A 26407-nucleotide genomic window follows, 5' to 3' on the forward strand; every position below is an offset into this window, starting at 1 on the left:
TGTATCTAAAATACAATAAGCATCTAAAGAAACAAAAAAAGCTTGTAGAAAAAACATCGTTTTCTCTACAAGCTGAGAATCCATTTTAGAAATGGATTCTTTTTGCTTGAGATGAAACCATAATGACCTAGTTGTATAATAAGAAAAGCAATTCAGAGGTCCGTGTGTTCATTCAATGAAAATGGAGTGAACATTTTGGCAAAAAAATTTTTGGTCCATAAGCATGTTCATCTTGTGCAGGAATGATATGTTTGACAAGCAAGTTTAGACACAAGCCAGACGAACAATACATAGCCATAAAGAGAGGCTTGGCGTTATGCAAGCCCTCTTTGTGTCAGTAGCCAAAAACCAATGTTGTACTTTGTGATCCGGCATATTTTGTAACAAATTCTTTTGTGTACTGCGGAGTTTGAACCCGGTAGCTGTAATTGGAGCCTGGATTCCACGTTGTCAACGGAGAGGATTGCCTGTTCAAGGATGGATAGCTTCCTGTATCCTTAAAGTATCCGGTGCCCTTGTCATCAAGGATTCCGCCTTTTTCGCTGCCTTTTCCAAAATAATTGTATTCAGAGTATATTTTTGCTTTTGTCGCGATGGTAATTGCTTGGTTAAAATTGTTGCTGTAATTGTTTTTGACATGAAAATAGCCATATCTCATCAGCCCCGGGCCTCTTACATACAAATTCTCAAAATAGTTGTTGGCGATGGTCATGTGCGGATAGCCGTCATATTGGTGCTGGGAATCATCAGGGTATCCTAAAATTAAACCGTACTTATGATTTGCGAATTTTGAGTTGCTGATGGTGATATAATCAGCTGATTTACCGATATACAACAGCTTGTCCAGGTCACTTCCGCCAGCATTATAGCTGTGTCCTGAAAATGTAACATGGTCGATCCAATAGTTGAAGCCTGAATCTAGATAAAGCTGTATATCGTTATTTCCATTAATCTGCGGGCTGTGTTCAAAGGTCAGATTTTGAAAGATGACGTTTCCGGATGAAGAAGATGTTGTTAAATAAATATTTTTCAGCGTTTTTTTAGCGTAAGAACCTACAAGTGTTTTATTTGAACCAATCGTTACCGTTGTTTTTGAAGAAGCGATTAAATCATTTTGAAGCACTAAAATTTTAGGTGTTGATCCGCTCAGATGGGTTTTTAAATCATTTAGACTTTGGATATAAACGATCTGGCCGTTTTTTCCGCCGGTTGTGCTGGCTTTAGACACTCCTTTTTCATTTTTTGCATTTCCGGCAAATCCTAAAATGCCATTCGTCGAGGTATTTGGAAAATCGACGGCGCCTAAAGCTTTTTCAGGCAAGAGAAGCAATAATAAACTTAACATGGCAAATAATAAAGAAAATCGTTTCAAAGCCACTCAGCTTCCTTTCAAATTTAAATAAATTCATATGGATTATTATTACAGTTGGACAAAAGTAAGAATAGAGTCTATATTCCTGATCAAAACCGGGATTTTATATATTTTTTGATGCAAATAAAAGAGTTACAATTGGAACAACACGAAAGGATTGATACACCATTGACTGCTTCAGCATATCGAAACACCTTGCTTTCACTCCTTTGTTTAACAGCGGGAATAGTGGATGTGATCGGCTATCTAAGCCTAGGACACGTCTTCACTGCTAATATGACCGGAAATATCGTTTTATTGGGATTAGCGATCGGAAAATCTCTTCAGGTCACTGTTTTTCATTCTCTGACTGCGCTAATCGGCTTCATATTGGGGGTGATTATTTCAACAATCATTGTTGGAAAGGCAGAGAAAACATTTTGGCCATCCGCTGTAACAAAAGCTCTGGCAATTGAAGCATTCATTTTATTTGTTTTTGCTTGTCTTTCAATATCTCCTGCTTTCGTTCCCGTGTACATCCTTATTATCCTTTTGAGTATTGCCATGGGGATACAAACAATAGCAGCTAAACAACTAGGGATTGCAGGCATTTCTTCAACTGTTTTGACCGGAACATTGGCTTCTCTTTTAGAGGATCTTTCCGGCCGGTTGTTTTTCTCTAAACAGAATAAAACATTCATGAGAGATGCTGTGTTAAGGGCACTGGCCATCATATTATATTGTGTGGGGGCTATTATTGTAGCTTTTGCAGAACCGCATTTTCATTACATCATTATTTGGGTTCCGATTGTGCTCATTTTAGGTATTATACTTACTGCTCTGGCCAAGTTGCAAAAAGTAAAGTGAAATTCTCCCGCTTGCGATTTCAAGCGGGGATGGGGATTTTTTGAGCTTCAGATCCCCACTATAGCTACCCATATTAATGAAACAAGAATTTTGGCTCATATGTGCATCTGAACATAAGTATTGCTTATAAAATGCACCCTTTGATAGATATAGAATAGTGAATTAGACATAAATCAATCTATGAATCTATGTCCTCTTTCAATCCATATCGAATGAGTATTACAATGATAATGATTCTCATTCGAAATTTGGATTAGGAGGAAGTCTATGAAAAAGAAGATCAGTGCTATTATTAGCGTGGTTATGTTGATGATTCTTTGTTTTTGCCCGCAGGCTTCGGCAGCCTATAACGATTTGCACGAAGGCTATGCAACCTATACCGGATCAGGCTATTCAGGAGGGGCATTCCTTCTTGACCCCATCCCATCTGACATGGAAATTACGGCAATTAACCCAAAGGATCTTAATTACGGCGGTGTGAAAGCAGCTCTTGCCGGCTCTTATCTTGAAGTGGAAGGGCCAAAGGGGAAGACGATCGTCTATGTTACCGATCTATATCCTGAGGGTGCCCCAGGGGCCCTTGATCTTTCACCCAATGCCTTCAGCAAAATCGGTGCTATGAAAGATGGAAAAATCAAGATCAAATGGCGCGTGATCAAAGCGCCAATCACTGGAAATTTCACATACCGGATTAAAGAAGGCAGCAGCCAGTGGTGGGCGGCAATCCAAGTTAGAAATCACAAGTATCCCGTTATGAAAATGGAATACTTCAAAGACGGAAAGTGGATCAACATGGAGAAAACGGACTATAATCATTTCCTCAGCACCAATTTAGGAACGGACTCTCTTAAAGTCAGAATCACTGACATTCGAGGAAAAGTTGTAAAAGACACGATTCCAAAGCTTCCTGCAAACGGAACATCTGGGGCGTACACAGTTCCCGGGCATGTTCAGTTTCCTGAATAAAACCTTTGAAAAACGGCGGAAGATCTAAATTTTCCGCCGCTTTTTTATACGTGCAAATGATTATGAAATAAAGAATGTTATGACTTACTTATGCAAGTTGGCACAGCAACGGTAGAGGAACATTTCAAAGCTCGTCTTATTGAAAAATTCGCATTAATCTTTCGCTTGTTGTTTCTCTCCTAATGTTAATACCCATTCTCTTAAGATATGTTTTTGCACATATCTTTTTCCGTTTATTTCGATATGAGGGAGGTCTGTGAGATCCTTTGCTAAGAGTTTCGCCTCCGCTTGGGTTATTCCTAAAAAATGCCCGATATAAAAGTAAATATCTCGTTCTTTAATCAGCATAATGTCATTTTTTTCGTTAGCTTTTGGGTTGTTAATATGCTTTAATCCTTCTCCGATAAAATATCCAGCCAATGCAATACCGATTCCTAAAAAAACGTCCATGTGTATGCCTCCATTATGTAATCGTCATGTTATACGGTCAATCTATACCATTGGTTTCATTTTTGTTGACTGTGCACACAAAAAACCGCCATAGCAAGCTCTGGACGGTTTCTATGCTTTTTCAATCTGCACTCGGCCTGAGAAAAAAGTGGCGCCTCCGCCCATATCAGACAAGCGGTCGGGGGTCAGGGCGTTAACAAGCTGATTTTTGCCTGGTTCATCTGCCCATAACCCTTGACTGACGACAACACCGGGCAGCACTTGTTCTCCGACTGCGGCGGTTAATTCACACTCACCTCGGCTGTTCCAAATCCGTACGGCTTCACCATCAGTGAGGCCGTGTTTTTCGGCATCTATCGTGTTGATAAAGAGTTTCGGTGTCTTTTCAAGTTTGACGTGCTTTGCATTATTGGAAAACGTTGAGTTTAAGAAATTATGATTCGGTCCCGGAACATACATAAACGGGAATTCATGATCAGGCGCAAGCGGCGTATGTGTCGGTAACGGCGGGAAACCGGCTTGTTTCATTTTTTCTGAATATAATTCTATTTTTCCGCTCGGTGTCGGCAATTTACCTGGAAACAGCGGCTTTTCACGCTTCGCCTTCATAAACGAACGTTCAGTAAGTGATTCATAACTAATCTCTGCTAAATAAGGATTATCGGGGTGGTGAAGCGCCTGGCGGATTAAGTCTTCATCTGAATCTTTGAGCTCCTGATCCGTGAATCCCATTGCCTCAGCCAATAACCGGAATACCTCAGTATTAGACTTACTTTCTCCGTATTTCTCAATAACTGGCTGCTGCAGCTGAATGTAATGATGCCAGTATGAGGTGTAAAAATCAGTATTTTCAAAAGCAGATGCAGCGGGCAGTACAATGTCCGCATATTTGGCCGTTTCTGTTAAAAACAAATCATGAACCACGGTGAACAAGTCATCCCGCAGGAGGCCTTGTCTGACTTTCTTTGCTTCTGGCGCCACAACGGCTGGATTCGTCCCATAAATAAAGAGGGAGCGAACAGGAGGGGCTGTTTCCAGAAGAACTCTGCCCAGCTGGTTCATATTAAACGATCTCGGTGTGCGGCCTTTCAGTAAATCAGGACGCTGAAGCGCGGTGGTGTTATATTCTAAAATTCCACTGTTATGTTTGATGGCACCGCCTCCTGTATGCATCCATTGACCGGTAATCGCCGGTAGACAGGCAATCGTTCTTACAATCATTCCGCCATTGTCATGATGCTGAAGGCCGTTTCCGATTCTGATAAAGGAAGGGGAGGTTTCACCATACATTTTTGCCAGCTGATAGATATCGTCGGTACTGATACCAGTGATCAGGGATACCTTTTCTGGATGGTACTGTTTCGCATGCTCGCGCAGTTCTTCATAGCCGACTGTATACTTTGAAAGAAACGCTTCATCGTGAAGATTTTCTTTAAATAAAATGTGCATGATGCCGAGGGCAAGCGCGCTGTCGGTACCGGGTTTTATAGGAATAAACCAGTCTGCGAGACGCCCTGTCTGATTTTTATGCACATCAATCACAATAATTTTTGCGCCTTTTTTCCGTGCTTTTTGGGCGATTGTAATTTGATGCATATTTGTGCTGACTGCGTTAATTCCCCAAAAGATAAACAGTTTCGTATGGATCGTTTCTTCAGGATCGATTCCAGCACTCACACCCATGGTATATTTATAGCCCTCTGATCCGGCTTTGCTGCAAATCGTCCGCTCAAGCTGGCTTGAGCCCAAGCGGTAAAAAAAGCGGCGGTCCATTCCTTCAGCCGTTAATTTTCCCATATTGCCGTAAAAGCTGTAAGGCAGTATGCTTTCAGCTCCTTCTTCATCAATCAGCTGTTTCCAGCGGGATGTGATGGTGTCAATCGCTTCTTCCCAAGAAATTGGTTTAAACTCTGCCTCGCCCTTCACACCTGTTCGTTTCAGCGGAGTCGTCAGCCGCTTTTCATCATAGATGCGCTCAGCCATATTTCGTACTTTGTTGCATATATTTCCGGCTGTCACGGGGTGATCAGGATCACCCTGCACTTTCACAATTTTCCCGTCTTTTTTATGTACCAGCAATCCGCACTGGTCCGGGCAGTCCAGTGAGCAAACGGATTTAAAAATGCCGTTTTGTTGAGTGGCGAACGATTTCATAGCCCAGTTCCTCTCCCTAGTTAGATATATTGTAAGAATTATAACATTTCGAATGATAACGTCAATTCTGAAAAAAGACATTGACATCAATCTGGGTCTTCTTTATGATTAACGTATTCTCAATACTGAAAATTACATACAAAACATTTTCTATCAAGAGAGGTGGAGGGACTGGCCCTATGAAACCTCGGCAACATTATTGTGCCAATTCCAGCAAGCGTCAGCTTGAAAGATAGGAAAGTAAGGTTTATACCGGCTTCTGTCTGTGGCAGAGTGCGCCTATACATGAATCTCTTTCCATCTTTGGAGAGAGATTTTTTTGTGTGAAAAATAACGATGAAAAGGATGTTTTGCATCATGACGGTTTTGATTACAGCACCGTACAACGAAGAAGGACGAAAAGAGCTTGAAGAATTGTTCGGTTCCGTTGTTTATCAGTCTTGGAAAGAAAACGGCCGGGCATACAGGGAAGATGAATTGATTCAGCTATTAAAAGGATCAAATGCGACGGGTTTAATTACTGAGCTTGATCAGGTGACAGAAAACGTGTTTGCATCAATACCGGAACTTTCATTTGTGGGAGTATGCAGGGGAATGCCTTCCAATGTTGATGTGGCAGCAGCGTCAAACAGAGACATTCCGGTTTTCTATACACCTGGGCGCAACGCACAAGCTGTTGCTGAAATGTTTATTGGAAATGTGATCTCATTTCTCCGGCATACGAATACCTCTAATCAATGGCTAAAGGATGGAAAATGGAACAGCGATTATTTGCAGGCGTATGCCAAATTCAAAGGTAATGAAATAACAGGAAAAACCGTGGGTATGGTCGGATTCGGAGCGGTTGGGCAAAGAATTGCAAAACTGCTGGCTGCGTTTGACTGCAAGGTTTTGTATTACGATCCATACGTACAGCACGATTATCCGCAATATGAAAAAGTATCTCTGGAGAAGGTATTTTCAGATAGTGATATCGTTTCTGTTCATCTGCCGCGTACAGATGATACGCTTAGCCTCATTGATCGGCCGTATTTTGACTTGATGAAAGAGAGCGCCATTTTCGTGAATACATCAAGAGCTGTCGTGGTAAACCGAGAGGATCTTTTATCTGTACTGAAAGAAAGTAAAATCAGGGGTGCGATATTAGACGTTTTTTATCATGAGCCGCCAGAGCAATCGGATTATGAATTTATTTCATTGCCTAATGTTCTGGCAACACCGCATTTAGCAGGAGCAACATTTGAAGTAGAGGATCATCACGTTACCATTCTGAACGAAGCGCTTAAAAAGTGGAAGGGTGAAAAAACTCTCAATATTCCGACTTTATATAACAAAAACGATCTTAAAGCAGAGGTGTAAAAAGGAGGGCATCAGGATGACGAAACAAAAAGGTTATCTCGTATTTGACATTGGCACTGGCAATGCAAGAGTTGCGGTCGTAAGTGTGTCGGGCAGCGTTCAAACGGTTGAACGGGAGGACATTGTATATACGACCGAGCCGCTTTACCCGGACAGCCGTTATTTTTCTCCACAGGCGCTGTGGAATCAAATCATGAATCTGGCTAAACGTGCGATTTCTCGTTCTCATCATATTGAAATTATTGGTCTCACTTCAACAAGTCAAAGACAGGGGATCGTGCTGCTTGATCAAAATGGTGAGTCTTTCCTCGGTCTGCCCAACATTGACAATCGGGGCAGGGAGTGGGAGGAAAACATACCGAATCGGGAAGAAGTATACAGCCGAACAGGCCGTCTGCCGACTGCGCTTTTTTCAGCGCTCAAGCTTTATGGTTTAAAGCACCGGCAGCCCTCCTTATGGGAAAAAATTGCAAGCTTCACAAGCATCAGTGATTGGGTGACGTATCAGTTGAGCGGAGTATTGACATATGAACCGTCACAGGCGACGGAAACGCTGCTGTTTGATGTAAAACAAAATACATGGTCAGAAGAGATGTGCGGTATATTCGGTTTCTCGCCATCTATTCTTCCGCCTCTAGTAAGAGCGGGAACAGTCATTGGATCGATAACAGATGGGTATGCGGCAGAATTGGGACTATCACTTCATGCGAAGGTTATAGCGGGTGGGGGAGATACACAGCTTGCTGTCAAAAGCACTGGTGCTGCTCTGGGAGACGCAGTCATTGTATCAGGTACGACAACACCGATTACCAAAATTATTGGTGAAATTCATGAGGACAGACAAAATAAAGCCTGGCTGAACTGCCACACAGATCAAGGACAGTGGCTTGCGGAGACAAATCCCGGGGTAACGGGTCTGAATTTTCAAAAATTAAAGGGTATTTTCTATCCGAATGAACCGTACGATGTGATGGAAGAAGAGATTGCTGCTCTTGCTAAGGAAGATCATGCATGTGTATCTTCCCTCGGTTCGTATTTATCGGCAGAAAAAAACGCCCTGACGAAAGGCGGCTTTCTCTTTGATATACCGCTTTCAGCCCATTTAAGCAGAGCGCATTTTGTACGTGCGGCCTTACAGGAGATTGCATGTTCAATCAAATGGAACTTTGACATTTTAACAGAGATCACTCCGTTTGATCGTGACTATGTGTGGGGATGCGGAGGCGGATTCCAAAGCAGAGCATTTACACAATATATCGCCAATCTTCTTCAGAAAAAAATTTATGTCAAAGAAGGGTACAGTCAGGCATCAGTCGTTGGTGCTGCGGTGGTTTGCAATGAGGCCTATAGATTGACCGAAGAAATGTCTGGAAGTGTTCAGGTGATAGAACCGCAGGATTGCCGGATAGAAATGACTTTATACGAGGAGTGGAAGCAGGTCCAACGCTTCTTTTCAGGGTTAGAGCCGTCATCGGGAAACAAGGTATTAGTATAAGGCTGAATTTTGCCGCCAATTGAGGAATTATATATTTTTTTACTTTAATGAGGTAATACGGTAATTGAGATAAGCATCTAAGGAGGATACAGATATGTTAGATAAAATTGGTATACCAAAGCGGCTGGCATGGGGGTTTTTAGGGGTTGTGCTGTTTATGATGGGAGACGGTCTTGAACAAGGATGGCTCAGTCCTTTTCTGATTGAAAATGGGCTCACCGTTCAGCAATCCGCTTCGATTTTTAGTATATACGGCATTTCACTGGCCATCGCTTCATGGTTTTCGGGTGTGTGTCTGGAAGCATTTGGCGCAAAGCGGACGATGTTTATGGGGTTGTTGTTTTATGTGATCGGTACAGCTGCTTTTATCGTCTTCGGATTTGAACAGCTAAATCTGCCTGTCATGTATGTGACTTACTTTATTAAAGGCTTAGGATACCCGCTTTTTGCTTATTCCTTCTTGACATGGGTCATCTACAGAACACCGCAGAACAGGCTCAGCACAGCTGTCGGCTGGTTTTGGATTGCGTATTGTCTGGGCATGTTTGTTTTCGGTGCTTGGTATTCAAGTTATGCAATTAAAACGTTTGGTTATTTAAATACGCTGTGGAGTTCTATTTTCTGGGTATGCCTCGGTGCAGTCTTCGCGTTGTTTATTAATAAAGACCGGTTTGAAAAGAAGAAAAGAAAAAGATCAGAAACGGCGGAGGAGCTTTTAAAAGGGGTTACCATTCTTGTTACCAATCCGCGGGTGCTGACAGGAGGAATGATTAGAATCATCAACAGCATCGGCACATATGGTTTCCCTGTGTTTTTGCCGATGCACATGGCTCAGCATGGCATTTCAACTAATGTGTGGCTGCAGATTTGGGGAACGATTTTTCTGGGCAACATTGTATTTAACCTCATTTTTGGAATTGTCGGTGATAAATTCGGATGGAAAAACACCGTCATTTGGTTTGGAGGTGTCGGCTGCGGCATTTTCACCGTTTTATTATACTATGCGCCTGTTTTTTCAGGCGGGAATATAGCGGTTGTGAGCATCATCGGCTTTATCTGGGGCGGCTTGCTGGCAGGCTACGTGCCGATTGGTGCGATCGTGCCGACAGTTGCCGGAAAAGACAAAGGAGCCGCCATGTCCGTTTTGAACCTGGCAGCCGGTTTATCGGCATTTGTCGGACCTGCTTTAGCTTGGATGTTCATCGGACTCGTCGGTGCACAAGGCGTTGTCTGGATTTTTGCGGTGCTTTATCTTGCGAGTGCAGTCATGACGAAATGTATTAAGATACCTGAAGAAAAAGAAGTACAGAAAGAGACTTCCCCTCAATATGCATCCTGATGAAAAGCGCCCTGTTTCAGGGCGCTTTTCATGATTTTTTTCAGCAATGGTTTCAGTTACAGAGTGCCGCGCAAATAATTGTTCTGGACGGGACTTCATCATTAGGAGTCCGCCCAATAAAATAGTTTGGGTGATCGCTTCTGCATTTAAATCGCTTTTTAACTCTCATGGATGACGTTTCAAAAGCACATGATCGAGTGGCGGGTTTGGGGCAAAGCGGTGTGCGACAGGAAGTGTGAGCGCGCAGCCAGTTGCTGGCACGCTAACTAAATTCGTTGGATAGCATTCAGTTTATCTTGTTTCTGCAATATACCCTGCGGAGTGGAAACAGACGAGAGACTTAGAGAAGAGCAGCAAGAACCTCTGCTCATTCTCTGATTTTCATGATTTTATAATGGAATAAACATTTGTATCATAAGGGACACCGCTTTGGTACATATATTGTTTTAATACGCCTTCTTTTTCAAATCCCATTTTTAACAGCAAACGATTTGACGCTTCATTTTCCGTAAAAACAACTGCACCGATTCTCGTTAGTACAAGGATATCAAAGCCGAAAGACAAAATTTCTAAAATGGCCTCTGACGCATAGCCGTTTCGCCAATTCGCCGGGCTGATTTCATAACCGATTTCTGCACGTTTATGCTTGGGGGCCAAAGCATGAAAGCCAATCGTACCGATGAGTTCTTTGGTGTCTTTTCTTTCAATTCCCCACCGTATTCCCCGCTTTTCTTGATAATTGTCGGCAAACTGATGAATCATTGTTTTTGCCTGATCTATACTTTCAAAGGGATCAAGTCCGTAGTAGCGTGTGACGTCATGGTTTGAAAAACAAGTAAAAATGGCTTCCGCATCTTTCTCTGTCATCTCTCTTAGAATAAGCCTGCCGGTTTCTAATACAGGAAACACCCAATCCCTCCCTTATGATGTATGTAGGTTTATCATATCCCTTTTATTTCCTCTTTTCTATAACGAAATCGAATTTGATGAAGCAAAGGAGCGGATTTGTTTTTCTAATTCCTCTTTGTTTTTTTTTTAATTGTTTCATTCGATGGCCGTTCGCGCCCGATGGGTGAGGGAAGCCGTGTAGGCAGGTCAGCCGCCATGTGCTGTTTTCCCTGATCAGTGTTTCACAGACTGTTTCGGCTGCTTTGCCTAGCGGGATAAGAAGAGCAGGGCCCGATAGCTTTTCAAGTTCAGCGGGAAAATGCTTATATGCATAAGTGCTTAGCATAGATGAGCGGGGGATAGCCGGACGATGTCCTGTATAGTTTTTCTGCTGAATGAAAACAGGGTATTTGATAACAGAAGTGGTGTGAAGCATATGGCGCAAGTCGCCGAAAAGCTGTGCGGCGCTTTGAATGCCTAAAACCTGCGGCAGCCCGCATTGATCCAGCATCGTAATCAGGTTATCTCTCATAGTTCCAGAAAGTCCTGCCGCTTTTTTGGTGTCTAAAGCGATCTGTTCTAGAGATCGGCCTTTGTGCAAGCTTTCTACGGCTGTTTCATAAGCTGTTTTCATCTGTGAAAAACCAGGCGTTATGCCTGTAATCACAATCGAAGCATCTTGATTGATATATTCATTATGAGGTGAATAGTACATTTCAAGCGCGTTTTCTTGGTGTATGCGAAATGGGGAAGTAAGCAAATCCGTTTTCGAAAGCGGTCTTGATACTGGAAGAGTATTTAGTTTCTCTGCAAATGCTGCTAAACCGCTGCGGTTTCCAATCATGGGTGAACCTCCCTAAAAATGATATCCCATTGTCCATTTTAAACGTCACAACGGGATATCATCCATATTTAACCTCTATTCAAATGTCCTGCGTGCCACATCTCTTTAACTGCTTGAGGGGCTTCTTTCACTTCAGCAGCAGTCTGCTGCAACGCGGTTTTTTTCATTTCAACATCGTACTGAATCATTTTTTGTTTTTGAGACAGCTGCTGTGCTTCCGTTTTTACCATTTCAACTTGTTTTTGCATGGATTGCGTAACTGCAGTGAGTTCCTTCATGGCGGGATCTATTTTCTTCTTGTTTTGAATCGCATTTATCCCTAAGTAAATGATTGAAATGGCTATTACTGCGATACTGATATAAACGATAACCATATGTTCACCCCTTTTCTAATGTCATACCCTATTTCGCCTATTTTAAGCAGGTGAAATGATAGTTGCGCAGTTCATATCATTTGCGTATTGGTTTTCTTGTGCTTATAATGTGTTATCGTACATATGTAAACAAAGAAAGGGTGCTTCAATTGCAAAGTTTACAAAATAAAACTGCTCTTATCACAGGCGGAGGCAGAGGGATTGGACGCGCGACAGCTCTTGCGCTTGCGAAAGAAGGCGTAAATATCGGTTTAATCGGACGAACTGCCGCCAATGTTGAGAAAGTCGCAGAAGAAGTAAAAGCACTTGGTGTGAAAGCTGCGTTTGCCGCTGCGGATGTAAAGGATGCGGCGCATGTTGATCAAGCTGTGGCTTCTATTAAAGAGGAGCTTGGCGAGATTGATATTCTCATTAACAATGCGGGAATCAGCAAATTTGGCGGATTCTTAGAACTATCCGCTGATGAGTGGGAAAATATCATTCAAGTGAACCTAATGGGTGTATACCATGTTACTTGTGCGGTGCTTCCTGAAATGATTGAACGCAAAGCTGGTGACATTATTAATATTTCTTCTACAGCCGGCCAAAGAGGAGCAGCTGTCACAAGCGCTTACAGCGCATCCAAATTTGCTGTTCTTGGGTTAACGGAATCTCTCATGCAAGAAGTGAGAAAGCATAATATCAGAGTCAGCGCGTTAACGCCGAGCACTGTCGCAAGTGATATGTCGATTGAACTGAACCTGACAGACGGCAATCCTGAAAAGGTTATGCAGCCTGAGGATCTGGCTGAATATATGGTGGCTCAATTGAAATTAGATCCGCGTATTTTCATTAAATCTGCAGGATTGTGGTCAACAAATCCGTAAAACGAAAGTCTGTCTAGCGACAGGCTTTTTTTATTTGAATTCAATCCGCACAGGTAAATGTTTAACACCAAACACGAAAGGACTTGGTACCGCTTCGAGTTTCTGTTCATCATCAGCTTTTTTAATATAAGCTGACATAGACAAGAGGGAGGAAAGAGCGATTTTTGCTTCGAGCCTGGCCAATGGTGCGCCGAGGCAAAAGTGAATTCCGAACCCAAAGCTGAGATGGGGATAGGAGGGACGGTTAATGATAAAACGATCAGGTTCAGAAAATTTAGCTTCATCCCGATTGGCTGACGCGACCCAGCTGATAACGGAAGATCCTTTCTTTATAAATGCTCCGCCAAGCGCTGTATCTTCTGCTGCAACTCGTCCGATGGCTTGAACAGGCGGATAATAGCGTAGCGTTTCTTCTATTATATTAGGCACATAGTCTGTATTCTGTCTTATCTGTTGTTGCATGGCTGTGTCTTCCGTGATATAGCGAACAGCATTCGCGATCAAATTAGTAGTCGTTTCGTTTCCAGCGACAAGAAGAAGAATGCAAAAACCGAGCAGCTGCTCTTCTGTTAGATACTCTCCATCGACTTCTGACTGCAAAAGCATCGTAATCAAATCTTCTTTTGGCTGGGCTCGTCGTTTTAATAGAATGTCTCTAAAATAGTTACTTAAGAAAGCGTGGCCGTCCCGGCGTTTTTGAACCATGTCAGCGACAGATTTGTCTGAACTGTCCTTCGCTCCGGCAACGAGCACGTCGGAGTATGTTTTGATGATGTGCCGGTCTTCAATCGGTGCTCCAAGCATTTCAGCAATGATAATAACAGGAAGGGGGCCTGCTATATCATCTATCATATCGATTGTGTCTTTTTGCCGGGCCTCCTGTAAGAGGAATGCTGTAACGTCTTTTATGCGGGTTTCGATTCGTTTCACTGCCTTTGGAGTAAACGATTTGTTGACGAGTGCACGTAATTTGGTATGTTTCGGAGGGTCCATTGTTAAAATGCTTTCTGCCTGTATGCCGCGTTTGGATGAAAAAAGTTTGGGATTTTTCAGGACGAATTGAACGTCATCATACTTAAAAACATCCCAGCAATCACGCTGTTTGTCATAGCGGACAGGAGACGATTTCCGAAGCTTTTCATAAATCGGGAAGGGGAAAAGACGATCCTTTTCGAATTGTAATTCTTTCATGGGAATCAAGTTGGCGTAACGTTCTTCTTTGGCAGGGCACGCTGTTTGCTTTGTCATTTTATCATCTCCTTTATCGATACGTTATCAAAGGCTGTTTTTCAATTCAACGGACATATATTGAAGAAAATGTAAACCGGACAATAGTTTTAAATTGAAGATCATAGTGAAAACAAGTTATAATGAACCAAACAAACTATGTACTAAATGTTCATTTTATCTTTTTTTATTCCCTCCAGCCATACAAACACCAAACACAAAATAACTTGATTATCATGTTATTAATAGAAGAAGGAGAACAACAGGAAAAAATTGAATATTTAGTACATGGTGTTCTCAGTTTACAGAGAAGGGGTGCAGACCGATGAAAGAAGAAAAAAGAAGTTCCACTGGATTTTTAGTCAAGCAGCGCGCGTTTTTGAAGCTTTATATGATTACCATGACTGAGCAGAAAAGACTTTACGGGTTAAAGCTTCTGGAAGTGCTTCGATCAGAATTTAAAGAGATTGGTTTTAAACCAAACCATACAGAAGTTTACCGGTCTTTGCATGAGCTTCTTGATGATGGGATATTAAAACAAATCAAAGTAAAGAAAGAAGGGGCTAAGCTCCAAGAAGTGGTCCTCTATCAATTTAAAGATTACGAGGCAGCCAAGCTGTATAAAAAACAGCTGAAAGTAGAGCTGGATCGCTGCAAGAAACTGATTGAAAAAGCACTGTCAGATAATTTTTAACATAGAAAACACCCGGCATAGTCACGAGTATCGGGTGTTTTCTGTTTTTCATTATACATATTTGTCGAAATGAAACAATACAAATCAATAGTGACCTTCAAACTTGACATCATTTCCTCACGTGGTAACATTTTAAACGTGTGAAAATACGAACAAAAAAGCGAACAAAGGAGATGTTACCGATCTTTGATCAAAAAAAAGTAGCTTTTATCGGAGCCGGATCTATGGCGGAAGGAATGATATCAGGTATCGTTCGTGCCAATAAAATCCCAAAACAAAACATCTGCGTTACAAACCGCAGCAATACAGAGCGATTAGCTGAGCTTGAACTTCAATATGGAATCAAAGGCGTGGCGCCGGATCACTTATGTATTGAAGACATGGATGTGCTCATTTTGGCGATGAAGCCAAAAGATGCCGAAAGCGCTCTGTCATCATTAAAAACACGCATCCAACCCCATCAATTAATTTTGTCGGTGCTAGCCGGCATAACCACCTCTTATATTGAACAATCATTGCATAATCAACAGCCGGTTGTCAGAGTAATGCCTAACACATCAAGTATGATCGGCGCTTCTGCAACTGCCATCGCACTTGGCAGGCATGTAACAGATGATTTAGAAAAACTGACGGCGGCTTTGCTCGGCTGTATGGGTGAAGTGTATACAATCCAGGAAAATCAAATGGACATTTTCACGGGAATTGCCGGCAGCGGCCCTGCGTATTTTTATTATTTAATGGAATTCATCGAAAAGACAGGCGAGGAAGCGGGCCTTGATAAACATTTATCACGAAGCATCGGTGCACAGACACTCTTGGGTGCTGCAAAAATGCTGATGGAGACAGGAGAACAGCCTGAGGTGCTGAGAGATAATATCACCTCGCCAAATGGAACGACTGCTGCCGGATTGCAGGCCTTGAAGAAGAACGGCGGAGGAGAAGCCATTTCTCAAGCCATTAAACATGCGGCTAAGCGTTCAAAGGAAATCAGCGATGATATCGAAAAAACAGCGGCACCGCTATAAAACAGGAGTGATAAAGTGACGTCTGAAACAGAAATGAAAAGAGTTGTCGTGAAGATCGGCAGCAGTTCATTGACAAGTCTTCATGGAGAAATCAGCATTCGCAAACTGGAAGCTTTAGTGGACCAGGTCGCCAAACTAAAAGACGCCGGATATGAAGTCATCCTGGTGTCTTCCGGCGCAGTAGCTGCAGGATATCGCAAGCTCGGATTTCTTCAGCGACCAGAAAATCTGCCTGAAAAACAAGCGTCTGCTTCAATCGGTCAAGGGTTGCTGATGGAGGCTTATTCAAAGCTGTTTTTGGCCCACGGTTATGTGGCTTCCCAAATTTTAATTACAAGAAGCGACTTTTCTGATGAATATCGATATCATAATGTTCGGAACACGATGAATGTACTGCTCGAACGCGGTATTATCCCGATAATTAACGAAAATGACACAGTGACCGTCAATCGGCTTAAGTTTGGCGATAATGATACACTCGCGGCCAAAGTCGCCGGATTAATCGATGCGGATTTGCTTGTGATTTTATCGGATATCGACGGTTTATATGACGGCAATCCGCGAAATAATCCAAAAGCGAAAAGGGTGCAGCGAGTCAGTGAGATTACACCGGAAATTGAAGCGTGTGCAGGCGATACAGACAGCGAGGTCGGCACCGGAGGCATGCGGTCCAAACTGGATGCGTTTAAAATTGTGATGGCATCCGGCATAAAAGGATTTCTTGGCCAGGCGGACGCTGCAGATATATTATATCAAGCTGTTCATGGAGAGGCGGAAGGCACCTATTTTGAAGCTGAGGGAACGCTTCCGTTGAATCAAAAAGAGCAGTGGATCGCTTTTAATTCCGGACCAGAAGGTGAAATTGTTTTATCAGATGACTGTTCCGGCCAAATAGCTGACGGTCAGTCGTGTATATACCCAGATGGTGTAAGGGAGATTAAAGGAAAATTTAAAAGCGGTGCTGTTGTCCGCCTTACTGATTCTCATGGTGAAGACATCGGCCTCGGGATCGTCAATTATTCTTCCTCGCAGCTTGAGACACCCGAAAAAAATAAAGGCATGAAAAACAAAGCGGTGATTGATCCAGAAGCGTTTGTATGCCATGTGGATTTATCTTTGCCTGTATATTAATAGAAGAAATACACGGGAACAAAAAACCCGAACTTCTCCAGAGAAGCTCGGGTTCTTTTTTATTGATACTGTTCCAATTTCGAGAAAAACTGAATGACAAACTCATAAAAATCCTGCGCTGACGGTGCAAGCTCTCTGTTTTTCGGCTTAATAATCCCGACAGTCCGTTTCACTTGAGGAAACTCAATTGGAATTTTCACAGTAAATCGGGGTGTCGTTTCAGCAAAAGTGCTCTCCGGCAGAAGGGTGACACCCATACCTGCGGACACCAATCCTTTGATAGCGTCCAAATCCTCACCCTCTGTAGAGACAAGAGGGGCAAACCCGGCTTGTTTGCAAGAGTCAATCGCCATTTTTCTGAGCACAAATCCTTCCGGAAACAACACAAATTGATCGTTGCGCAAATCGATTAAATGGACCGTTTTTTGTTTGGCGAGCGGATGATTTAAAGGTACAAGCGCATAAATTTTTTCCGTGAATAAAATATTTCCTGCTATGTCTGGAAAATTCGTCGGCACCGGGCCTAATAACGCTAAATCGATATCGCGGTTTCTGACAGCTTCAATCAGAAACTTATAAGAGCCTTGGCGCAGCAAAAACTCTACGTGCGGATATTCTTCTTTAAATGCCGAAACGACAGTCGGCAGAAGCTGACTGGCGAGGCTTGTAGGAAAGCCGATTTTTACGGTTCCGCGATGCGGGTCAAGGTACTCATCAATTTGTTCTTTAGCATAATCGATGGCTTTCATCGCTGTTTTGACATGAATTAAAAATTCTTTTCCAATCGGTGTGAGTTTGATATTTCTCCCTTCACGCTCAAATAAAGTAACATTTAATTCTTCTTCAAGGTTTGCAATTTGTCTGCTGATTGCTGATTGGGCCACATGCAGATAATCAGCGGCTTCTGAAACGTGTTCCCGTTCAGCAACCTCCATAAAATAACGCAGTTGGCGCAGCTCCATGTAAGTCTCACATCCATCTATCTCATTTTGAGATTCTTTTGATCTAAATTATATATTGTTTATATCGTTTTGAAAACCTACAATAATATTAGAGTTGTTAGATTTTATGACCGGTATTATCGGAAACTGATCGGGGGAGAGGAATTATGACTTACAATCAAATGCCAAAAGCTCAAGGTCTCTACCGTCCTGAATTTGAACATGATGCATGCGGAATCGGCCTATATGCGCACTTAAAAGGCAAGGCGACACATGACATCGTCAAACAGGGGCTGCAGATGCTTTGCCAGCTCGACCACAGAGGAGGTCAAGGCAGTGATCCGGATACGGGAGACGGCGCCGGCTTACTGGTTCAAATCCCTGATGCTTTCTTTAAGAAAGAGTGCAAAGACATCAATCTGCCGGAAAAAGGACGTTACGGGGTAGGAATGGTCTTTTTCTCGCAGAAGGAAGATGAAAGAAAAAAAATCGAAAAGCAAATCAATGCACTGATTGAACAGGAAGGCCAAGTTGTGCTTGGATGGAGAACTGTACCTATAAATGTCGGAAAAATCGGAACAGTAGCACAAAAAAGCTGTCCGTTTGTCCGTCAAGTATTCATTGGCGCAAGTTCTGACCTGAAGGATGATTTGTGCTTTGAGCGAAAATTGTATGTCATTCGTAAACAGGCTGAAAACTGGGGAGTAACGGAAGGTCTAGATTTTTATTTTGCCAGTCTTTCAAGCCAAACTATTGTTTATAAAGGCCTTTTAACACCTGAACAGGTTGATGCGTTTTATTCCGATCTGCAAGATGAGGCATTCGTATCCGCTTTTGCACTAGTTCATTCACGCTTCAGCACTAATACCTTCCCTACATGGGAAAGAGCTCACCCAAACCGTTATTTGGTTCACAATGGTGAGATTAACACCCTTCGAGGAAATATCAACTGGATGAGAGCTCGTGAACAGCAATTTGTATCTGAAAGTTTTGGTGAGGATCTCAATAAAATTCTTCCGATTCTGAATGCTGACGGCAGTGACTCTTCCATTTTAGATAACGCATTTGAGTTTTTCGTTATGGCGGGACGCAAGCCGGCACATACGGCGATGATGCTGATTCCTGAGCCATGGACAGAAAATACGCACATGTCTAAAGAAAAAAGAGCGTTTTATGAGTATCACAGCTCATTAATGGAGCCTTGGGACGGTCCGACTGCCATTTCATTTACTGACGGAAAACAAATCGGCGCAATACTCGACCGAAATGGTTTACGTCCGGCCCGTTATTATGTGACAAAGGATGATTATATTATTTTCTCATCTGAGGTCGGCGTTATTGAGGTTGAACAGGAAAACGTTTTATATAAAAACCGCCTCGAACCAGGAAAAATGCTTTTAATTGACCTGGAAGAAGGCCGCATCATTTCTGATGAAGAAGTAAAAACACAAATCGCAACTGAATATCCGTACCAAAAATGGCTTGAGGAAGAGCTTGTGCAAGTGAATCCTGATCCGGAAACAAGAGAGGAAGAGCAGTTCGCGGATCTTCTTACGCGTCAGAAAGCGTTTGGATACACATATGAGGATATTCAAAAATATTTAATTCCTGTTATTGTAGAAGGAAAAGATCCTCTCGGCTCAATGGGGAACGATTCGCCGCTTGCTGTTTTGTCTGATCGCCCGCAATCGCTGTTTAACTATTTTAAGCAATTGTTTGCACAGGTTACCAACCCGCCGATTGACGCGATTCGCGAGCAGCTCGTGACTTCAACAATGACTTGGCTCGGAGCAGAAGGCGACCTCCTTCATCCGAATGAACGAAACGTCCGCCGAATCAAGCTGTATACACCCGTGTTATCAAATGAGCAGTTTTATGCGCTGAAAACCATCGTCCATCCTGATTTAAGAAGCCAAAAAATGAATGTGCTGTTTTCAGAAGATCTTGAACGCGGGTTAAAAGACATGTTCACCCAAGCTGAGAAAGCAATCAGCCAAGGCGTCAGTCTTTTGATTTTGTCCGATAGAGCAATGAATGAGCAGTTAACGCCAATTCCGCCGCTGTTAGCAGTCAGCGCACTGCACCAGCATTTAATCCGAAAAGGATTGCGCACGAAAGTCAGCATTATCGTTGAATCGGGAGAAGCACGTGAAGTTCATCACTTTGCAGCTCTAATCGGCTATGGAGCCGATGCTGTCAATCCTTATCTAGCATATGCGACCTATAAACAGGAAATTGACGAAGGCCGCTTGGATATCAGCTATGAAGAAGCAGTCAGCAAGTATGGAAAAAGCATTACCGAAGGTGTCGTAAAAGTGATGTCGAAGATGGGGATTTCTACTGTACAGAGCTACAGGGGCGCCCAAATCTTTGAAGCGGTAGGAATCAGCCGTGACGTGATTGACCGTTATTTTACGGGAACAGCATCACAGCTCGGCGGCATTGACTTAAATACCATTGCGGCAGAGGCGCAGCGCCGCCACCAGGAAGCGTATAAAGATGACTACAGCAAAACGCTCGAACCGGGAAGTGACTTCCAATGGAGAAACGGCGGGGAGCATCACGCATTTAACCCGAAAACGATTCATACCTTGCAATGGGCGTGCCGCAGAAATGATTACAATCTGTTTAAACAATATACGAAAGCGGCAGATGAAGAACGAATCGGATTCCTGCGAAACTTGTTCTCATTTGACGAAAACCGCAAGCCTCTAAAAGTGGAGGAAGTAGAATCTGCTGAATCGATTGTCAAACGTTTTAAAACAGGTGCGATGTCATTTGGATCATTAAGCAAGGAAGCACACGAAGCATTAGCGATTGCGATGAACCGCTTGGGCGGAAAAAGCAACAGCGGTGAAGGCGGAGAAGATCCAAAACGCTTTGTGCCTGATGAAAACGGCGATGACAGAAGAAGCGCGATCAAACAAATTGCATCCGGACGATTCGGTGTAAAAAGCCATTACTTAGTCAACGCCGATGAGCTGCAGATTAAAATGGCGCAAGGCGCAAAACCGGGAGAAGGCGGACAGCTGCCAGGCAATAAAGTGTATCCTTGGGTTGCCGATGTCCGCGGATCAACACCTGGGGTCGGATTGATTTCACCGCCTCCGCACCATGACATTTATTCAATCGAGGATTTAGCCCAGCTGATTCACGATTTAAAAAATGCGAACCGTGATGCAAGAATCAGCGTGAAGCTGGTCTCAAAAGCTGGTGTCGGAACGATCGCTGCAGGTGTTGCTAAAGCAACTGCAGATGTCATCGTTATCAGCGGTTACGACGGAGGTACAGGTGCTTCACCCAAAACAAGCATTAAACATACAGGGCTTCCGTGGGAGCTTGGCCTTGCAGAAGCGCACCAAACCTTAATGCTGAACGGACTCCGTGATCGTGTTGTATTAGAAACAGACGGAAAGCTTATGACAGGCCGCGACGTCGTCATGGCCGCATTGCTCGGCGCCGAAGAATTCGGTTTCGCAACTGCTCCGTTAGTTGTTCTCGGCTGTGTTATGATGCGCGCCTGCCATTTGGATACATGTCCTGTCGGGGTAGCGACTCAAAATCCTGAACTTCGCAAAAAGTTCATGGGAGATCCTGATCATATTGTGAACTACATGTTGTTTATTGCTGAAGAAGTCCGTGAATACATGGCTGCATTAGGTTTTAAAACGTTCGATGAAATGATCGGCCGCACTGACGCACTTAACGTGAGTGAGCGGGCAAAGGCGCATTGGAAAGCGAGCCAGCTTGATTTGTCCACACTTCTTTATCAGCCGGAAGGCGTACGGACATTCCAAACGCCGCAAAACCATAAAATTGATCAATCGCTCGATATCACAACGATTCTTCCTGCTGTAAAAGTTGCCATCGAATCGGGAAAAGAAGCTGATATTTCAGTCGAAATCAATAATACAAACCGTGTAGCAGGTACTGTAACAGGCAGTGAAATTTCGAAACGTTACGGTGAAGAAGGACTTCCGGAAGATACGATTAAGCTGCAATTCACAGGATCAGCCGGCCAAAGCTTTGGAGCGTTCGTTCCAAAAGGCATGACGCTTTATTTAGACGGAGATTCAAATGACTACGTCGGAAAAGGTCTGTCTGGCGGAAAAATCATCGTCAAATCACCGGAAGGATTCAACTCCGAATCACATGATAATGTAATTATCGGCAACGTAGCATTCTATGGCGCGACGAGCGGAGAAGCATATATTAACGGCCGTGCAGGTGAACGCTTTGCCGTTCGGAACAGCGGTGTGAATGTTGTTGTTGAAGGCATCGGTGATCACGGCTGTGAATACATGACAGGCGGAAGTGTTGTCGTACTGGGTGATGTCGGCAAAAACTTCGCGGCTGGTATGTCCGGCGGAATCGCGTATGTATTGGCCGAAGATGTAAAAGCATTTAAACGCAAATGCAACCTTGAAATGATTTTGTTTGAGTCATTAGAAGATGAAAAAGAAATTCAACAAGTTAAAGCAATGCTTGAAAAGCATGCTGCATATACAAACAGCCAAAAAGCAGCAGACCTGCTTGAACAGTGGGAAGACAGCGTGAAAACATTCATTAAAGTGATTCCGAAAAACTATAAACAAATGCTTGCGAGCATCGAAGAGCAAAAAGCTGCGGGCTTATCTGAGGAAGAAGCCGTCATGTACGCGTTTGAAGCCAATACGAAACCAAAGCAGAAAAAAGCGCCGGCGGGACAAAAACAAGCGGTAGTACAGTAAGGAAGGGGAGAGGAACATGGGGAAACCAACTGGATTTATGGAAATCAAACGAGAAAAACCAGCTGAGCGAGACCCTCTCACTCGCTTAAAGGACTGGAAGGAATATTCTGCTCCTTTTTCAGAAGAAGCGTCGAAACGGCAGGGGGCGCGGTGTATGGATTGCGGTACACCGTTTTGCCAGATCGGTGCTGACATTAACGGATTTACATCCGGCTGTCCGATTTACAACTTAATTCCTGAATGGAACGATCTTGTCTACCGAGGCAGATGGAAAGAAGCATTAGAACGGCTTGTAAAAACAAACAACTTTCCTGAATTCACAGGGCGGGTTTGTCCCGCTCCTTGTGAAGGGTCATGTACACTAGCGATTTCCGACCCGGCCGTATCGATTAAGAATATTGAACGGACCATTATTGATAAAGGGTTTGAGAATGGCTGGATTCAGCCTAGAATTCCGAAAAAACGAACAGGCAAAAAAGTCGCCATCGTTGGGTCGGGCCCAGCCGGACTTGCGAGTGCTGACCAGTTGAACCAAGCTGGACATTCTGTTACTGTATTTGAACGCGCAGACAGAGCGGGCGGACTTTTAACTTACGGCATTCCAAACATGAAACTTGAAAAAGGAATTGTCGAACGCCGCATTAAGTTGCTGACGCAAGAAGGAATCGATTTTGTTACAAATACGGAAATTGGCGTTGATATAACGGCTGATGAGCTGAAAGAGCAATTTGATTCCGTAATCCTTTGCACAGGTGCTCAAAAACAGCGGGATCTGTTAATCGAGGGACGCGAATCAAAAGGTGTTCACTACGCAATGGATTACTTGACGCTTGCTACAAAAAGCTATTTAGATTCTAACTTTAAAGACAAGCGATTCATTGATGCGAAGGGGAAAGATGTTATCGTGATCGGAGGCGGAGACACAGGAGCTGACTGTGTGGCTACCGCTTTGCGCCAAAAAGCCAAAAGCGTGCACCAATTCGGCAAACACCCGAAACTTCCTCCGGCTCGCACAAATGATAATATGTGGCCTGAACAGCCGCACGTCTTTACGCTTGAATATGCATATGAAGAAGCAGAAGCAAAATTCGGAAGAGATCCGAGAGAATATTCGATCCAAACAAAAAAATTGGTTGCCGATAAAAACGGCAAATTGAAAGAGCTCCATACGATTCAAATGGAGAAAGTGAAAAATGAGCATGGAAAATACGAGTTCCGTGAACTGCCTGGAACTGAAAAAGTATGGCCTGCTCAGCTCGTCTTTATCGCTATCGGCTTTGAAGGCACAGAACAGCCGCTTTTAAAACAATTTGGTGTTGATTCTAATAACAACAAAATCAGCGCAGCATATGGGGATTATAAAACAAATATCGATGGTGTTTTCGCCGCAGGGGATGCAAGAAGAGGCCAAAGTTTAATTGTATGGGCGATTAATGAAGGTCGTGAAGTGGCGCGTGAAGTTGACCGATATTTGATGGGGAGTTCAGTTCTGCCGTAAATAAAGGGGATTATATAAAAAAAGAAACCGACTGTTTGTCAGTCGGTTTCTTTTTTAATCTATTGTGATCCCGATGTTCCCAAACTGGCTGCCTTCCTGCATTCTGGTATATGCTTCATGTGCTTGTTCTATAGGATATGTCCGGTCAAGCACGGGCCGAAGTTTATGTTTTTCCATGAAATGCAGCATTTCACGGAATTCATCACGGCTTCCCATTGACGTTCCCAATATATTGATTTGCAAAAAAATAAAGAACGCAGCGGAAAACTGAGATTATCACCCGAACTTGCACCAAAGCTGACAATACGGCCGTTCGGTTTAACATGATCAAAGTATTCTGAAAAGAGGGCCGGCCCTATGCTATCGAGAATGACATCAGCTTTTTGTCCTTGAAGATGTTCAGACCAATTGCTGTAACTGTCAAAAGCGTGGTCAGCGCCTAATTGTATTGCTCTTTTTCTTTTTTCCTCGCTTCGAGAAGTTACACTTACAGTTGCTCCAATCGCTTTAGCCATTACTAGCGCGTAGGTTGCAACACCGCTTCCAATTCCGGGTATCAAAATATGCTCGCCTTTTTTTAATTGGGCCTTTGTAAAAAGTGCTCGATATGCGGTCAGAGCTGATAATGGCAACACGCCTGCTTCCTCCCAGGATAGATAAGAAGGTTTTTTCATTGCGTTTTGTGAAGGAATGATCACATATTCAGCAAGTGTTCCGTTTGAAGGGCCTCCCAAAATATCCGGAACAGGAGGTACATCATCTGTTACTTCCCAATTCAAAGTCGGTAAAATCACCACTTCTGTTTGAACAGCCAGATTATCTACACCTTCACCGACCGCTTCAATAATGCCAGCACCGTCAGAGCCCAGAATAAACTCAGGATCTTGTTCAGTTTTATTTTTCATGAGAAACAGGTCCCGATGATTTAATCCCGCCGTTTTCAACTTTACTTTCACTTCTCCGTATCCGGGATTTTGAGAAGGGATGTCCTGATACGCTAACCCCCGAAGTCCGCTTTTTCCGTTATGAATAACCGCTTTCATGCCGTCTGCCTCCTATATTCCTCGTAATCTATGATCTTCACATATTTTACACAGCGGTTTTCTTCAGGTAAAATGAACAAAAATGATTGCCGGTATCACTTTTAATCATAGCAAGAAGGTGACAGCGTGTGGAAAGCGGAGAATTAAAGATATTCCGGGCTGTTGCCCGTGAAGGAAGTATAACAAAAGCAGCCCGGCAGCTGAATTATGTTCAATCTAATGTAACAGCCAGAATCCATAAGCTTGAGACAGATCTGAATATTAAGTTATTTCACCGGACAAATCGTGGAATGAAGTTAACGGCTGCGGGGGAAAACCTATTACAATACGCAGATCAAGTTTTATCATTATTAGACGAAGCTGAGAAATCAGCGCAGTTAAGTCAGCATCCAAAAGGGCCGTTGCGGCTTGGAACATTGGAAACAACAGCGGTCACTCACCTGCCTGAACATGCAGCTTCATTCCTCAGACGTTTTCCTGAAGTTGATTTATCAGTGAACACAGGTGATACGCACAGCTTGGTTCAACAAGTTCTAGATCATAAGGTGGATGGCGCTTTTGTGTACGGTCCTGTTGAATACACGGATATCAAACAAATTCCTGTTTCCCATGAGGAATTGGTGTTGATTTCACCGGAGGAAGGGGCGATAGAGGACATGCTACGGCTGCCGATGCTCTTTTTTGGAACCGGCTGCTCTCATCGCGATAGGGTCAAAAGATTATTGGAGGAAGCAGGTATTCGACAGCAAAAAATCATAGAATTTGGCACATTGGAAGCCGTTATCAGAGGAGTTTCCGCTGGTTTGGGAACGGCGCTGCTGCCAAAGTCGGCCATTGCCTGCTCTGTCCATCGCCAAAGGTTGTACGTTCACCAGCTTCCCGCATCATATCAGGATATGACGATCGTGTTTATTTACAGAAAAGACTTTTTTATGACCAGTGCATTTCAGCGGTTTATTGCAGAATTGAACGAAACCAAATTGATCCCATCAGTCTAATCAAGAAGAGAAGATTCAACAATAGCAGGGGATGCGGGATAGATTTTTGTTTTCGTAAGCTGGAGAGACTGTTTTCAAAAAACAAAGAAGCTTTAAGGTCTATGAATTGATTAGCTGATCAAACCTTTATGTGTTTCGAATTGTTATCTGGCACATGTCTGGATGTT

The 26407-nt window shown here is 43.3% G+C and carries 19 protein-coding genes, 2 pseudogenes and 1 riboswitch; of the genes and pseudogenes, 12 read left to right on the plus strand and 9 right to left on the minus strand.

The window, feature by feature from the left end; genetic code table 11:
* Nucleotides 1-334 precede the first annotated feature (334 nt).
* Nucleotides 335-1345 carry a polysaccharide lyase family 1 protein gene (locus MTN95_RS00005; protein ID WP_369810953.1) on the minus strand — a complete coding sequence of 337 codons (1011 nt, stop codon included), beginning with the start codon at nt 1343-1345 and terminating at the stop codon, nt 335-337.
* A gap of 195 nt (nt 1346-1540) precedes the next feature.
* Between MTN95_RS00005 and MTN95_RS00010 the strand changes: the two genes are divergently transcribed.
* Nucleotides 1541-2218, plus strand: coding sequence for a YoaK family protein (locus MTN95_RS00010; protein WP_105992036.1), 678 nt, complete (start codon nt 1541-1543; stop codon nt 2216-2218).
* A 267-nt stretch (nt 2219-2485) separates the two neighbouring features.
* The gene (gene exlX, locus MTN95_RS00015) at nt 2486-3184 is read left to right on the plus strand and encodes an expansin ExlX (RefSeq protein ID WP_248336514.1); all 699 of its coding nucleotides are present in this window, start codon (nt 2486-2488) and stop codon (nt 3182-3184) included.
* 153 nt (nt 3185-3337) lie between these two features.
* Here exlX and MTN95_RS00020 read toward each other — a convergent pair whose 3' ends face one another.
* On the minus strand, nt 3338-3634 hold the full coding sequence (locus MTN95_RS00020; protein ID WP_069487381.1) for a hypothetical protein: 297 nt from the start codon (nt 3632-3634) through the stop codon (nt 3338-3340).
* Nucleotides 3635-3745: 111 nt separating this feature from the next.
* Nucleotides 3746-5788 (minus strand): molybdopterin oxidoreductase family protein, encoded by a 2043-nt coding sequence (locus tag MTN95_RS00025; protein ID WP_248336516.1) that lies wholly within the window; start codon nt 5786-5788, stop codon nt 3746-3748.
* 147 nt (nt 5789-5935) lie between these two features.
* Nucleotides 5936-6027, plus strand: a riboswitch (SAM riboswitch).
* A gap of 97 nt (nt 6028-6124) precedes the next feature.
* On the opposite strand from MTN95_RS00025, the gene MTN95_RS00030 reads away from it, so the two are divergent.
* From MTN95_RS00030 to MTN95_RS00040, 3 genes are all read left to right on the plus strand, one after another.
* On the plus strand, nt 6125-7147 hold the full coding sequence (locus MTN95_RS00030; protein WP_248336518.1) for a 2-hydroxyacid dehydrogenase: 1023 nt from the start codon (nt 6125-6127) through the stop codon (nt 7145-7147).
* Nucleotides 7148-7163: 16 nt separating this feature from the next.
* Nucleotides 7164-8642, plus strand: a complete 1479-nt coding sequence (locus tag MTN95_RS00035; protein WP_248336519.1) for an FGGY-family carbohydrate kinase — start codon at nt 7164-7166, stop codon at nt 8640-8642.
* A gap of 94 nt (nt 8643-8736) precedes the next feature.
* Nucleotides 8737-9981, plus strand: coding sequence for an MFS transporter (locus tag MTN95_RS00040; RefSeq protein WP_105955716.1), 1245 nt, complete (start codon nt 8737-8739; stop codon nt 9979-9981).
* A 381-nt stretch (nt 9982-10362) separates the two neighbouring features.
* Here the strand turns inward: MTN95_RS00040 and MTN95_RS00045 are convergent, their stop codons facing one another.
* The 3 genes and pseudogenes from MTN95_RS00045 to MTN95_RS00055 form a co-directional block, all read right to left on the minus strand.
* Nucleotides 10363-10890: a GNAT family N-acetyltransferase gene (locus MTN95_RS00045; protein WP_248336520.1), complete on the minus strand. Its 528-nt coding sequence runs from the start codon at nt 10888-10890 to the stop codon at nt 10363-10365.
* A 43-nt stretch (nt 10891-10933) separates the two neighbouring features.
* Nucleotides 10934-11713: pseudogene (locus MTN95_RS00050) on the minus strand (hypothetical protein).
* A 68-nt stretch (nt 11714-11781) separates the two neighbouring features.
* A complete protein-coding gene (locus MTN95_RS00055) occupies nt 11782-12087 on the minus strand; it encodes a DUF948 domain-containing protein (protein ID WP_248336521.1) in 306 nt (101 codons plus the stop codon).
* A gap of 149 nt (nt 12088-12236) precedes the next feature.
* Between MTN95_RS00055 and MTN95_RS00060 the strand changes: the two genes are divergently transcribed.
* Nucleotides 12237-12953: a 3-ketoacyl-ACP reductase gene (locus MTN95_RS00060; protein WP_105992035.1), complete on the plus strand. Its 717-nt coding sequence runs from the start codon at nt 12237-12239 to the stop codon at nt 12951-12953.
* A 30-nt stretch (nt 12954-12983) separates the two neighbouring features.
* Here the strand turns inward: MTN95_RS00060 and MTN95_RS00065 are convergent, their stop codons facing one another.
* Nucleotides 12984-14201, minus strand: a complete 1218-nt coding sequence (locus tag MTN95_RS00065) for a cytochrome P450 (RefSeq protein ID WP_105992004.1) — start codon at nt 14199-14201, stop codon at nt 12984-12986.
* A gap of 304 nt (nt 14202-14505) precedes the next feature.
* On the opposite strand from MTN95_RS00065, the gene rtp reads away from it, so the two are divergent.
* The 3 genes from rtp to proB all read left to right on the plus strand — a co-directional run bounded on the left by rtp (nt 14506) and on the right by proB (nt 17030).
* A complete protein-coding gene (gene rtp / locus MTN95_RS00070) occupies nt 14506-14874 on the plus strand; it encodes a replication termination protein (protein ID WP_010334473.1) in 369 nt (122 codons plus the stop codon).
* A gap of 146 nt (nt 14875-15020) precedes the next feature.
* Nucleotides 15021-15899 (plus strand): pyrroline-5-carboxylate reductase, encoded by an 879-nt coding sequence (proC, locus tag MTN95_RS00075; protein ID WP_105992034.1) that lies wholly within the window; start codon nt 15021-15023, stop codon nt 15897-15899.
* 15 nt (nt 15900-15914) lie between these two features.
* On the plus strand, nt 15915-17030 hold the full coding sequence (gene proB, locus MTN95_RS00080) for a glutamate 5-kinase (RefSeq protein WP_105992003.1): 1116 nt from the start codon (nt 15915-15917) through the stop codon (nt 17028-17030).
* A 59-nt stretch (nt 17031-17089) separates the two neighbouring features.
* On the opposite strand, the gene gltC is transcribed toward proB, so the two are convergent.
* Nucleotides 17090-17992 carry a glutamate biosynthesis transcriptional regulator GltC gene (gene gltC / locus MTN95_RS00085; protein ID WP_024121635.1) on the minus strand — a complete coding sequence of 301 codons (903 nt, stop codon included), beginning with the start codon at nt 17990-17992 and terminating at the stop codon, nt 17090-17092.
* Nucleotides 17993-18138: 146 nt separating this feature from the next.
* On the opposite strand from gltC, the gene gltB reads away from it, so the two are divergent.
* Together gltB and gltD are read left to right on the plus strand one after the other, a co-directional pair.
* Nucleotides 18139-22701 carry a glutamate synthase large subunit gene (gene gltB, locus MTN95_RS00090; RefSeq protein WP_248336522.1) on the plus strand — a complete coding sequence of 1521 codons (4563 nt, stop codon included), beginning with the start codon at nt 18139-18141 and terminating at the stop codon, nt 22699-22701.
* A 16-nt stretch (nt 22702-22717) separates the two neighbouring features.
* Nucleotides 22718-24199, plus strand: a complete 1482-nt coding sequence (gltD, locus tag MTN95_RS00095) for a glutamate synthase small subunit (RefSeq protein ID WP_044155668.1) — start codon at nt 22718-22720, stop codon at nt 24197-24199.
* 54 nt (nt 24200-24253) lie between these two features.
* Here the strand turns inward: gltD and MTN95_RS00100 are convergent.
* Nucleotides 24254-25242: pseudogene (locus MTN95_RS00100) on the minus strand (zinc-binding dehydrogenase).
* A gap of 128 nt (nt 25243-25370) precedes the next feature.
* On the opposite strand from MTN95_RS00100, the gene yofA reads away from it, so the two are divergent.
* The gene (gene yofA, locus MTN95_RS00105) at nt 25371-26240 is read left to right on the plus strand and encodes a LysR family transcriptional regulator YofA (protein WP_248336523.1); all 870 of its coding nucleotides are present in this window, start codon (nt 25371-25373) and stop codon (nt 26238-26240) included.
* Nucleotides 26241-26407: the final 167 nt, after the last annotated feature.

Source organism: Bacillus sp. 2CMS4F, from assembly GCF_023161785.1.
Taxonomy (GTDB): domain Bacteria; phylum Bacillota; class Bacilli; order Bacillales; family Bacillaceae; genus Bacillus; species Bacillus halotolerans.